The sequence below is a fragment of the Selenomonas sp. oral taxon 892 str. F0426 genome, from assembly GCF_000468035.1.
In the GTDB taxonomy this organism is placed as follows: Bacteria; Bacillota; Negativicutes; order Selenomonadales; family Selenomonadaceae; genus Centipeda.
Genome location: NZ_KI260523.1, coordinates 1 through 12,481, shown reverse-complemented (window position 1 = coordinate 12,481; position 12,481 = coordinate 1). Strand labels below are relative to the sequence as shown.

The following is a 12,481-nucleotide window of genomic DNA, read 5'->3' as shown; positions in this document are numbered from 1 at the left end:
CATTTAAGGACGACAGATTTTTTCTTCACAGGGGGGTTGAAAAAAAGATGAGCATTGTTTATGATAAGCAAAAATACGAGAAAATAGCGTGAAGGAGAAGCGAGTATGGGTATTATCGAACTGACGGGAGAAACATTTGAGGCAGAGGTCTTGAAAAGCGATCGTTTGGTAATCGTCGACTTCTGGGCAACGTGGTGTACGCCCTGCCGTATGCTTACCCCCATTCTTGAGGAAATCGCCGCAGAGCGCCCGGACATTAAGATCTGCAAGATCAATATGGATGATGCACAGGACATTGCAGAACAATATGCTGTGATGAGCCTCCCCGCGCTTCTCTATTTTAAAAATGGAGAGCTGATAGAAGACTCCATCGGACTCATCTCAAAGGAGCGAATTCTATCCCTCCTGCCGGAATAAAGTAAAATTACATAGCACAAAGGGTTTGGTCTGTTCAGATCAAGCCCTTTTGTTGTTTATGCATAGAGTCGCTGGCGAAATGCCTCATACAGAATAGCGGTTGCCGCTGCGGAGACGTTCAGCGACTCCGCGTGCCCGCGCATGGGGATGTAGATATGTTCTGCCGCGTGCAGGATTTCCTCCGACACGCCGTTTGCCTCATTGCCAAGTACGACGAGCACAGAGCGGCGCAAATCTGCCGCGAAGTGCGTGCGCGCCTCTGCATCACATGCGGCTGCGAGGAGTGCGATCGACGCACTCTCTGCAAAGTGAATCAGCTCCCCTGTCGTAACACCAAGGACAAATGGGACATGAAAGACGGCGCCCATCGTCGCACGCACAACCTTGGAGCTGTAGACATCTGCAGAGCCGCTCAGGAGAATGACACCCGACGCACCGACGGCATCCGCTGTCCGCAGAATCGTCCCGACGTTGCCTGGATCCTGCACGCGGTCAAGTGCGATATAGAGAGGCATCTCATTCGAACGACGCCCTTGATAAAGGGTATCCAACGAACCGACCTTTTGCCGCTCCACGACAAGCAGAACGCCCTGCGGACTGTCTGTGTCAGAGAGTGTCGAGAACAGTTTTTCCGCAACAAGAAATGTGGGAATGCCTCGTTCAAGCAGGGTATTCGTGAGTATGCGCGTCCGCTGCCCGGTCATTGCACGCTCCGTCACGAATGCGTGGCGGATCTTCCAATCCGATTCTGCCGCCATCTCGGCAAGACGCAGTCCCTCAACCGTGAACAGCCCTTCCTTTGCCGCGCGGCGATGCGTGTGCGCAACAGCAGATGTGAGACGTATGATGGGATTCGCAGCGCTAGTAATGCTTTGTATGTTCTTCATATCGTAAAAAATACGTCTGATGAATCGAGCGACTCATCAGACGTAATCTCTTCTTACTGGTTCTCCTTCGCCACGTTGACGATCTGCGTAAATGCAGCAGCATCGGCAACAGCGAGGTCAGCGAGCATCTTGCGGTTGACTTCGACACCAGCATTCGTCAGACCTGCAATGAGGCGGCTGTACGAGATGCCGTTCGCGCGGGCAGCTGCATTGATGCGGGCGATCCAGAGACGGCGGAACGTCCCCTTCTTCGCACGACGGTCACGGCGCGCATAGTAGAGCGCCTTCATGACGGTCTCGTTTGCCTTCTTAAACTGCTTGCTGCGCGAGCCGCGGTAGCCCTTCGCGAGCTTCAGGATCTTCTTATGACGACGATGTGCTGTGACACCGCTCTTTACTCTTGGCATTGCATTTCCTCCTAGTTCCTACCCTCATGGGGATGTTGTTCGTTGCCCCAATTATGCGTAGGGGAGCATCTTGCGGATGCGCTTGTAGTCCGACGTATCGGCAAGAGCAGCCTTGCGCAGATTACGCTTGCGCTTCGGCGTCTTCTTCTCCAGAATATGTCTCTTGTACGCCTTGTTGCGGCGGAATTCTCCGCTTCCTGTTACGCTGAAACGCTTTGCTGCAGCGCGGCGCGTTTTAATCTTCGGCATCGCCATTTCCTCCTTTATCTTCCTTCGCGGGTTTGACGGTCTTCGTCGGCTTCTGTACCTTCGGGGAAAGGATCATCGTCATGTTCTTCCCCTCCAGTTTTGCACCGCGCTCGATGGTCACGAGGTCTGTCATCCGCTCGGCAACGCGGTCAAGAACCACGCGCCCGAGTTCCGGATGAGAGAGCTCTCTGCCGCGGAACATAATCGTCACCTTGACCTTGTTGCCCTCTTCGACGAAACGAAGCGCATTCTTCAGCTTGACGTTGAAGTCATGTTCGTCGATGTTCGGACGCAGCTTGACCTCCTTGATGCTGATAGTCTTTTGCTTCTTCTTCGCTTCTTTCTCGCGTTTCTGCTGCTCATAGCGGAACTTTCCAAAGTCCATGATGCGGCAGACGGGCGGCTTTGCCTTCGGCGCAACCTCGACCAGGTCGAGATGCTGCTCCTCCGCCATGCGAAGGGCGTCACGCGTCAGCATAATGCCAAGCTGTTCTCCCTCCGCGCTGGTGACACGCACCTCACGGATATGGATTTCCTCATTGATTCGCAAAGATTCCCTGCTTATGGCAAGAACACCTCCTGGTTCGGATGCACGTCTAAACGCCATCCGGCAATAGAAAAGGGCGGCACAAAGCCACCCTTAAAAATTCTTTCATTCGACCCAACGCACACAATGTCCGCAGGTGAGAAGCGGTGGCTTCTGCTTGTAACAGAAGATATACTATCACAGATGCGTATATCTTGTCAATACTCCTGTGCGCGTGTCGCAATTTTTTCCTGCACGAGTGCGATAAAATCATCCACAGTCAGCGTTGCGCTGTCCTTCTCACCATACTTGCGCAGCGCGACGGTATGATTCTCCTGTTCCTGATCGCCGACAACGAGCGTGTACGGCGTCTTCTTGACCTGACTCTCGCGGATCTTGTAGCCCGTCTTTTCGTTGCGGTCATCCACTGCAACGCGAATGCCGAGACCGAACATTTTCTGACGCAGCTGCTCTGCGTATGCCGCATGACGTTCTGTGATCGGAAGGATACGCACCTGTACGGGCGCCATCCACACGGGGAACGCACCCGCATAGTTCTCGATCAGGATGCCGATGAACCGCTCGACCGAACCGTAGACGACGCGGTGCAGCATAACGGGACGATGCTTTTCCCCGTCCTCGCCGACATAGGTGAGGTCAAACTTCTCGGGTAGGCTCATGTCGAGCTGGATCGTGCCGCACTGCCACGTGCGCCCAATGGAGTCGCGCAGGTGGAAGTCGATCTTCGGCCCGTAGAACGCGCCGTCGCCCTCGTTCACCACAAAATCCAGCCCGCGATTCTCAAGAGCCTTGCGCAGCCCCTCTGTCGCAATCTCCCACATCTCATCTGAGCCCATCGAGTCTTCGGGGCGCGTCGAGAGCTCCGCCTTATAGGTGAGACCAAACGTATTGTAGACCTCGTCAAAGAGGTCAATCGTATGCTGAATCTCCCCCTCCAGCTGGGCGGGTGTCACAAATAGATGCGAGTCGTCCTGTGTAAACCTGCGGACGCGGAAAAGGCCGTGCAGTGCACCGGACAGTTCGTGACGGTGAACAACACCAAGCTCCGCCAAACGCAGCGGCAGATCACGGTAGCTGTGGAGCTGCGAACGGTAGACGAGCATACAGCCGGGACAGTTCATCGGCTTGATCGCATAGTCCTCGTCATCTATCTCGGTCGTGTACATATTCTCGCGATAGTGGAACCAGTGCCCCGAGGTCTCCCAGAGCTTGCGGCTGAGGATCGTCGGCGTGCTGATCTCCTGATAGCCGTAGCGGCGATGTACCTCGTGCCAGTATTTCAGCAGCTCATCGCGCAGGATCATGCCGTTCGGGTGGAAGAACGGGAAGCCCGGTCCCTCCTCATGTAGGCTGAAAATATCCAGCTCCTTGCCAAGCTTGCGATGGTCACGCTTTGCCGCCTCCTCAAGCATGTGGAGGTAGGCATCCAGATCCTCCTGTTTTTCAAATGCCGTGCCGTAGATGCGCTGCAGCATCTTGTTTTTCTCACTGCCGCGCCAGTACGCACCCGCCACACTCTGCAGCTTGAACGCCTTTACTTTGCCCGTGGACAGGACGTGAGGCCCTGCGCAAAGATCCGTGAACTCTCCCTGTGTATAGGTCGAGATGGTCACGTCCGCAGGCAGATCCTCGATCAACTCCACCTTGTAGTTCTCCCCCTTTGCGCGAAAGAACTCGATTGCCTCCGCACGGGGGATCTCACGGCGTTCGAGCTTCAGATTCTCCTTGACGATCTTCTTCATTTCCTTTTCGATGTCACGCAGATCAGCATCCGTCAGCTGACGTTCGAGATCAAAGTCGTAGTAGAAGCCGTTTTCGATCGCGGGTCCGATGGCGAGCTGCACATTGCAGTCCGCATAAAGGCGCTTTACCGCCTGCGCCATGATATGCGCGCTCGTATGGCGCAGGGCAAGGCGCCCTCCCTCATCGTCAAAGGTCAGCACCCGAAATGCGGCGTCCTGTGTCACAGGCGTCGTCAGATCGACGGTTCTGCCGTCCAGACTCGCGGCAAGTGCCTTCTTCGCGAGTGAATTGCTCATTCCCTTTACAACGTCCAGCAGCGTTGTCCCCGCCTCTGCCTCACGAATAGAACCATCCGGCAGTGTCAGCTTTATCATAAACGCTCTCCTCTCATAGGAGCCACTGATAAAATGATGTCATCCATCGGTGCTCCCTCATACAAAAAAGCCTTGCCCCTTGGGATAGGAAATCCATCCCATAGGGACAAGGCTATATGTTTCCACCCTACTCGGTAACGTCATTATAAGGCGCACGGGCAGCTGTGTCAAGGGATTTATGTTCCGCCATTGCCTGCAGTTGCTCTGTAGGCTCAAGCACGGGAACACGCAGACGGCGTCCTGCTGTGACGGCACCGTCCGGTGCGAGACCATTCACCTCGATGATTGCCTCCTCAAGCTGCTCCGCCATTGTCTCCTTTGTCGCATATTTACGTGCAATCGTCCAGATATTCTCACCACGCGATACATTCACCTCAATGAATTCCGATGAGCGCAGATATGGATTTGTCAGATGAAGCGCAGATACGCCCATCCAAATAAGAGCAAATACACTGAGGAAAATACCGAACTTCTTCATCATAACCCCTCCATTATATTAATATCCGTATATACATTCTCAAAACTGTTGTTCGGATATAGAATATCACAGAAAAGATGTTCGGTCAATAGTTTTCGAACGCATTTTTGCGAAATTTTTGTTCGCGGAACATATTTTTGAAAAAAGATGCTGTTGTATGAAGTTAAGAACTTCGTACAACAGCATCTGACATGATTATTCAGTTTTTCTGCGCCAACTCTCCTGACGCTTTCTTGAAGTCCATCCCCTGCGGGCGACGCTCTTTCGCAACGGCAAGCATGAGCTTCAGGCGATTGAGCTGGTTGACCTCGCTTGACCCTGCATCGCAGTCGATCGCCGTAATGTTCACACCTTGATATGCCTTGCGCAGATCGTGCATAACGCCCTTTCCAGTAATGTGATTCGGCAAACAGCCAAACGGCTGAAGACAGACCACATTCGGCACTCCTCCCTCGATGAGCTTGACCATCTCACCCGTAAGGAACCACCCCTCACCTGCCATGTTGCCGAGACTGACATGACGCGCGGCAAGCTGTGCTGTATGGTCGATGGACTGCGGCGGACGGAAGTGACGGCTCTCCTTGAGAGCCTCACGCATTGGCGAGCGGAAGAACTCAATTACCTTAATGAACATACGTCCAAAGAGACGATCCTTGTACGATCCCGCAAGAAGCTTGTGCTGCGCAATTGGATCGTATGCTGCGTAGAGGAAGAAGTCGACAAAATCCGGCATGACAACTTCTGCCCCTTCGTTCATCAAGACCCTTTCAATATCGTTATTTGCGACGGGATGATACTTCACAAGTATTTCACCGACGATACCAACCTTAGGTTTCCAGAGGTGCTCATTGATCGGTATATGATCAAAATCACGTACAATGTCCTTTACCATCCGCCGGAACTTAAATACATTTCCATGCACTAGTTCCTCTTTCGCACGCGCCATCCACTTTTCAAACACCGCCTGCGTTGTTCCCTTTTGGAGCTCATACGGCATCATGCGGTTGCGCACATTCATGAGAAGATCCCCATAGATTGCAGCCTTGACCGCATCTACCATCATCTCACGCGTAAATGCGAAGCTGTCCGTCTCCTCGGGCAGACCACGCACAGCAAAGACGGCAACATTCGGGAAACCTGCGTCACGGAGTGCCTTACGCAGAACGCCAAGATAGTTGGTCGCACGACAGGCGCCGCACGTCTGAAAGAGGGCAATGCTCGTATGATCGGCATCACACAGCCCCGCTTTAAGGGCGGCGAGCAGCTGACCAATGACGACAATCGCCGGATAACACATATCATTATGAACATAGCGCAGTCCCAGATCAATCGATGCCTTATCCGGCATCGGCGGGATTACAACATTATAGCCGTGTTTTTTCATCGTCGTACGGAAGAGATCAAAATGAATCGGCGCCATCTGCGGTGCAAGGATCGTATGCGTCTTTTTGCACTCCTCCGTAAAGTGCGGACGCTCAATGACGGGCGCCTCATGGTAGGCAGGATTCTGCCGACGAGCAAGCGTTGCCATGAGTGAACGCAGACGTATCCGCGCTGCCCCTAGATTTGAGACCTCATCGAGCTTGATCATCGTATAGATGCGCTCATGCGACTCCAGGATCTCGCGCACCTCCGACGTCGTGAGTGCATCAAGACCACAGCCAAATGAGCTCAGCTGAATCAGAGTCACGTTTGGATGCTCCGCAACGAACTGTGCCGCATGATAGAGCCGCGCGTGATAGCTCCACTGGTTGACGACCTGAAGCCGGAGCTCCTTAACAGGAATATGATAGACCGCATCCTCAGAGAGAATCGGCAGTTTGTAGGACTGTATCATTTCCGGGATGCCGTGATTGATCTCTGGATCGACGTGGTATGGGCGTCCCGCGAGAAGAATCGCATGCTCTCCCGTCTGTGCAATGCGATCGAGAATCTGCTGCCCATAGTCACGCACATCCTGCCGATATTGCTCGATCTCGGCATACCCCGCGTCGACGGCAGCAGTGATTTCCTTCTTTCCGATGCCCTCGATTTTGCCGAACTCCTCCACAAGGCGCTCAATCATACGCCCGCGGTCATTGATCGGCAGGAACGGCTGGACAAATCGAATATTCTTCTCGCGCAGAATATCCATGTTGATACGAATATTCTCTGCGTAGGAGGCTACAATAGGACAGTTGTAGTTGTTCGCCGAGGAGTCTGGTTTATCGGCCATATTGTGCGGCTCGCACGGATAGAATATTGTATCGACGTCCTTCTCGACGAGATCAACAATGTGCCCATGTGCAAGCTTTGCTGGATAGCAAAGCGAATCCGACGGAATCGTCGCCATTCCCTTGTAGAAGAGCTGCGGTGTAGATTTGCCCGAAAGTACGACCCCATAGCCAAGCTTGTCAAAGAAGGTGAACCAGAACGGATAGTCTTCATACATATTGAGCGTACGCGGTATGCCGATGCGGCCACGACGCGGCTCTGCGGGAGATTTGTAATGTTTGAACACACGCCGATACTTAAACTTGTATATATTCGGCGTATCGTCCTCACGCTTCTCTCCGCCGATGCCGCGCTCACATCGATTTCCAGTGAAATAGCGCTCCCCGTTGGAGAACTGCTGCATGGTAATCAGGCATTTATTCCCGCACTTCGTACAACGATAGGAGCTTGCCTTTGTCGTAAAGTCACCAAGCTCATCCGCTCCAAGCAAAGTGGATTGTTCTGTACCTCTCTCAAGCGCAAGGATAGCAGCACCGTATGCGCCCATAAGTCCTGCGATATCGGGACGAATGACATCCTTTCCAATCAGATGCTCAAGGGCACGCAGGACAGCATCATTATAGAATGTCCCCCCCTGTACGACGATGTGATCACCGAGCGCAGAGACATCCTTGATCTGCATGACTTTGAAGAGTGCATTCTTGACGACGGAGAGCGCAATGCCCGCCGAGATATCGGCGACCTCCGCCCCCTCCTTCTGCGCCTGCTTCACCTTTGAGTTCATAAAAACTGTACAGCGTGTGCCAAGATCAACGGGGGCTTTCGCATCCACCGCCTTCCCTGCAAACTCTGCTGGCGTCATATGAAGTCCTTCGGCAAAATTCTGGATAAACGAGCCGCAGCCCGCCGAGCACGCCTCGTTCAGCGTAATGTTGCCGACACTGCCGTCCTGCACAAAGAAGCACTTCATATCCTGACCGCCGATATCCAGAACGAAGCTGACATCGGAGCAGAATTCCTGTGCTGCGCGCAGATGGGCAAAGGTCTCAACCTCACCGCCGTCGGCATGGAGTGCCGCCTTGACGATTGCCTCACCATAGCCCGTTGTCATCGCTCCAGCGATGTGACACCCCTCCGGCATCTGTTCATAGAACCCCCGCAGTGCATCGATGACTGACTGCAGCGGAGAACCGTGATTGCTTCCATAGGAAGTATAAAGAAGCTCCTTATCACTGCCGATAGCGACAAGTTTCGTCGTCGTTGACCCCGCATCAATACCGATACAGATTGCTCCACGATAGGATGCCAAATTGCCGCGCTTCACACGATCACGATCATGTCTCTCCTTGAACGCAGCGTAGTCCGCAGCGTCCTTGAACAGCGTCACATCTGATGTTCGTGTCTCCTCTGCAGCTGCCTGCTCCGCACGTGCAATGCACGCCTCCATCTCTCGCATATCAATCGCCTTGGCATCGTCCGACAGGGCTGCTCCAACAGCGACGAAATAATTGCCGTAATCCACATCGACAACATGGTCATCGTCGAGTTTCAATGTTTCGATAAAACGTCTTTTCAGTTCTGGGAGAAAATAGAGGGGCCCTCCGAGGAATGCAACTCGACCATCAATCGGACGCCCCTGCGCCAGATTCCCGATTGTTTGATTGACCACGGCCTGAAAAATCGAAAGTGCAATATCCGCCTTTGCCGCGCCGTCATTCATGAGTGCCTGTATATCCGTCTTGGCAAACACGCCGCAGCGAGAAGCGATCGCATAGACGCGCTTGCCCTGCTCGGCAAGTGCGTTGAGTCCGATGGGATCCGTCGAGAGAAGGGACGCCATATGATCGATGAACGAGCCGGTACCGCCTGCACAGACACCGTTCATACGCTGTTCCGGCGCATCGCCGAAATACGTAATCTTGGCATCCTCACCACCGAGCTCAACCGCCGTCGTCGTCTCCGGAATAAGACGGCGCACCGCCGAAGCACAGGCAATGACCTCCTGCACAAACGGCAAGCCGATACGCTGGGCAATACCCATGCCCGCCGATCCTGTAAGTGCAAACGAGAATTTCGCCTCGCCCACCACATCCTTCAGCTGCGCAAGATTGTCCTGCAACGCCTTTCCGATCTCAGAAAAATGCCGTGCATAGTTCTTATAGATGATCTCATGCTCCTCCCCGAGCACGACCAGCTTGATCGTTGTCGATCCGACATCCACCCCGACACGAAATGGGGATTCCAAAATAACACCACCTATCCAAATCTATATAAAAACATATAGATTTTTCAGTTGAAACATATTAAATAGGAAAGCCTATTCTAAGGCTTCCCTATTTTAACGTATTTCACAGGAGTATGCAAGTGTATGAGGCACAGCTCTGCGAATTCCAATTTCCAAATAACAATTCTTTATTTTATCAGAAGAAATCTCGTTTAGATTTAGATGTTGTATGGAGCAGCCAACTTCTTGAAGTAATTGCGCGCCTTCTGCATTGTACGGATGATCGGTTCCATAAGTTTTGGCTGACGGACGACTGTACGAATTACAGCTTTGCGCAGCTGACGGTACTCCGCATCGAAATCGCGCATGACTTCCTCCATTTCTGCCTCAACAGAAACAGATGAAATATTCGACGGAATAAGATTGGCGCTCCGTCCCTGTATCGTTACAACATCACCGAGGAAGGGAGCATAGACCTCAAGGCCAAGCTCCTCCTGAATTCGCTCCTTGAGGGCCTCCTGTGCCTGTCCCTCACCATGAACGAGGAACACCTTCGCGGGACACGGCTCTTTGATGGACTCCATCCACCGTACGATCTGTTCCGCATCTGCGTGCGCCGAGAATCCATCCAGCATCTGGATCTGAGCCTTGACCGCGATCTCTTCTCCCAAGACACGTACACGCTTGATACCGTCAATCAGACGACGCCCAAGGCTTCCCTCTGCCTGATAGCCCACAAAGAGAATGGTGGACTCAGGGCGCCATAGGTTATGCTTGAGATGATGAAGTACGCGTCCCGCATCTGCCATACCAGAGGCGGAGAGGATGATCGCTGCCCCCTCGGCAGAGTTCAGCGCACGCGACTCCGCTGCAGTCTCCGCAATACGCACCTGAGGGAATGCGGGAATTGTCCCCTGTTCTCCAAAGAACGCGATCGTCTCCTCGTCGAAATCCTCATAGTTCTTGAGAAAAACACGCGTTGCTTGGATTGCCAGCGGACTGTCGATGATGATCGGAATATCGCCGTCGAGCCGTCCCGCTTTCCACAGATTGTAAAAATAGTAAAGCAATGTCTGCGTCCGTCCGACGGCAAAGGACGGAATGATGACATTGCCGCCGCGATCCATTGTGTCGCGAATGACCTCGAGCAGTGCAGACTCCTTATCATAGTCGCGGTGGATGCGGTCCCCGTAGGTTGACTCGACGAGCAGAAAATCCGCCCCATCAATCACTTCAGGATCACACAAAATGGGCTGATCTGGCTGCCCGAGATCCCCTGAGAATACAAGTTTCGTCTCCTTTCCTTGCTCCACCACGACAATCTCAATGATTGCGGAGCCTAGGATATGACCTGCATCACGGAACGTCAGCCGCAAATCATCCACTTGCAGAGGCGTCCGATAATCAACAGGCTCGAACTGCTCGAGTGCCGCATAGGCATCAGCCTGTGTGTAGAGCGGTGTGATCGGTGCCTCACTCCGACGCGCATTCTTGCGGTTCATCAGCTCCGCATCGCTCTCCTGGATATGTGCTGAGTCCGGCAGCATGATCCGGACAAGATCGCACGTCGCACGCGTTGCATATACCTTTCCGCGAAAGCCTTCACGCACGAGCCGCGGAATACGTCCACAGTGGTCAATATGCGCGTGTGTCAGAAAAACCGCTTCGATCTCGGCGGGGTTAAAGGGAAAATCCTCGTAGTTCATCTCACGCAGTCGACGTGTTCCCTGATACATTCCACAGTCAATCAGATACAGATGATCACCCACATGAAGCAGATAACACGATCCAGTGACAACGTGTGCAGCGCCCAAAAATTCAAGCCGCATAACATATCCTCCCTCCAAATTTATATATTTTCTCGTATCACATTTATACTTATAAAATTCGGAATCCATCAAAAAAATCCTGCTTCCTGCAGGATTTTATGATACACTGAGCATATGGACAACGTGTGAAATGGAGGAAATGCTATGAAAAAAATCGGCTTTATCGGACTCGGCATCATGGGTGCAGCGATGGCAGGACACCTGATGGATGCGGGCTATGAACTCAGTGTCTACAACCGTACAAAGTCCAAAGCAGATGAACTCGTCGCGCGCGGCGCAAAGTACTGTGACAGTCCCGGCGCATGCGCACGCGGGCAGGATATCGTCATCACCATCGTCGGCTATCCGAAGGATGTAGAGGAGATCTACCTCGGCGCAGACGGCATTCTCGCAAATCTCAGTGCGGGTGCATATACCGCCGATATGACAACCTCCTCCCCCGCACTCGCCGAGCGTATCTACACAGAGGCAAAAAAAAGCGGCATTCACGCGCTCGATGCCCCCGTCACAGGCGGTGACATGGGCGCACGGAACGCCACGCTGAACATTCTCGTCGGTGGAGACGAGGATGCGTTCAACGCCATACACCCCGTCTTTGCAGCGATGGGCAAGAACATCGTCTATGAGGGCGCAGCGGGTGCGGGACAAAAGACGAAGGCAGCCAATCAGATCGCCATTGCGGGCACACTTGCGGGCGCCTGCGAAGCATTTGCCTACGCGCGCGCTGCGGGGCTCGATGTGGAAAAGGTCTACGCTTCCATCTCAGGCGGCGCAGCAGCAAGCTTCCAGATGAGCAATATGATCCGCATGGCACTCGACGGCAACTTCGCCCCCGGCTTTATGATCAAGCACTTTGTCAAGGATATGACGATCGGTGCCGAGACGAGCAAAGAATACGGTGTCGACCTGCCCATTCTGGAGCAGGTGCTGAGCGAAGCACGCGCACTTGAGGAGCGCGGCGGTGGGGCTGACGGCACACAGAGCTTGCTGAAATATTACGAGTGATTGATTGTAATGCGTGTCCCTCACGAACACCTCGTTACGCAATCGGTCGGGCGCTTATCTGCCTAAATACCTGCGGATTCCAAACGCGCTTCGCTTGAACGAATAAA

10 protein-coding genes and 1 other annotated feature are annotated in these 12,481 nt (G+C 53.3%); of the genes, 2 read left to right on the top strand and 8 right to left on the bottom strand.

Annotated elements, in window-relative coordinates:
- The first annotated feature begins 105 nt into the window (after positions 1–105).
- Positions 106–417 (top strand): thioredoxin, encoded by a 312-nt coding sequence (gene trxA / locus HMPREF1992_RS01025; RefSeq protein WP_021683942.1) that lies wholly within the window; start codon positions 106–108, stop codon positions 415–417.
- A gap of 56 nt (positions 418–473) precedes the next feature.
- On the opposite strand, the gene HMPREF1992_RS01020 is transcribed toward trxA, so the two are convergent.
- The 8 genes from HMPREF1992_RS01020 to HMPREF1992_RS00985 form a co-directional block, all read right to left on the bottom strand.
- The gene (locus HMPREF1992_RS01020) at positions 474–1,304 is read right to left on the bottom strand and encodes an RNA methyltransferase (RefSeq protein ID WP_021683941.1); all 831 of its coding nucleotides are present in this window, start codon (positions 1,302–1,304) and stop codon (positions 474–476) included.
- A 53-nt stretch (positions 1,305–1,357) separates the two neighbouring features.
- Entirely contained in the window at positions 1,358–1,711 is a 354-nt protein-coding gene (gene rplT, locus HMPREF1992_RS01015; protein ID WP_021683940.1) for a 50S ribosomal protein L20, read from the bottom strand.
- 51 nt (positions 1,712–1,762) lie between these two features.
- Entirely contained in the window at positions 1,763–1,960 is a 198-nt protein-coding gene (gene rpmI / locus HMPREF1992_RS01010; RefSeq protein WP_006693988.1) for a 50S ribosomal protein L35, read from the bottom strand.
- Entirely contained in the window at positions 1,947–2,510 is a 564-nt protein-coding gene (gene infC, locus HMPREF1992_RS01005; RefSeq protein ID WP_037357916.1) for a translation initiation factor IF-3, read from the bottom strand. Before infC ends, rpmI begins: the two co-directional genes overlap by 14 nt.
- Before the next feature lie 59 nt (positions 2,511–2,569).
- Positions 2,570–2,672: a sequence feature (ribosomal protein L20 leader region), on the bottom strand.
- 32 nt (positions 2,673–2,704) lie between these two features.
- Positions 2,705–4,624: a threonine--tRNA ligase gene (gene thrS, locus HMPREF1992_RS01000; protein ID WP_021683938.1), complete on the bottom strand. Its 1,920-nt coding sequence runs from the start codon at positions 4,622–4,624 to the stop codon at positions 2,705–2,707.
- Positions 4,625–4,751: 127 nt separating this feature from the next.
- A complete protein-coding gene (locus tag HMPREF1992_RS00995) occupies positions 4,752–5,102 on the bottom strand; it encodes a LysM peptidoglycan-binding domain-containing protein (RefSeq protein WP_037357913.1) in 351 nt (116 codons plus the stop codon).
- Positions 5,103–5,301: 199 nt separating this feature from the next.
- Entirely contained in the window at positions 5,302–9,561 is a 4,260-nt protein-coding gene (locus tag HMPREF1992_RS00990; protein ID WP_037357910.1) for a 2-hydroxyacyl-CoA dehydratase, read from the bottom strand.
- A gap of 197 nt (positions 9,562–9,758) precedes the next feature.
- Positions 9,759–11,369, bottom strand: a complete 1,611-nt coding sequence (locus HMPREF1992_RS00985) for an MBL fold metallo-hydrolase RNA specificity domain-containing protein (protein WP_037357907.1) — start codon at positions 11,367–11,369, stop codon at positions 9,759–9,761.
- A gap of 144 nt (positions 11,370–11,513) precedes the next feature.
- On the opposite strand from HMPREF1992_RS00985, the gene HMPREF1992_RS00980 reads away from it, so the two are divergent.
- Positions 11,514–12,374 carry an NAD(P)-dependent oxidoreductase gene (locus tag HMPREF1992_RS00980; RefSeq protein ID WP_021683934.1) on the top strand — a complete coding sequence of 287 codons (861 nt, stop codon included), beginning with the start codon at positions 11,514–11,516 and terminating at the stop codon, positions 12,372–12,374.
- The last annotated feature ends 107 nt before the right edge of the window (positions 12,375–12,481 follow it).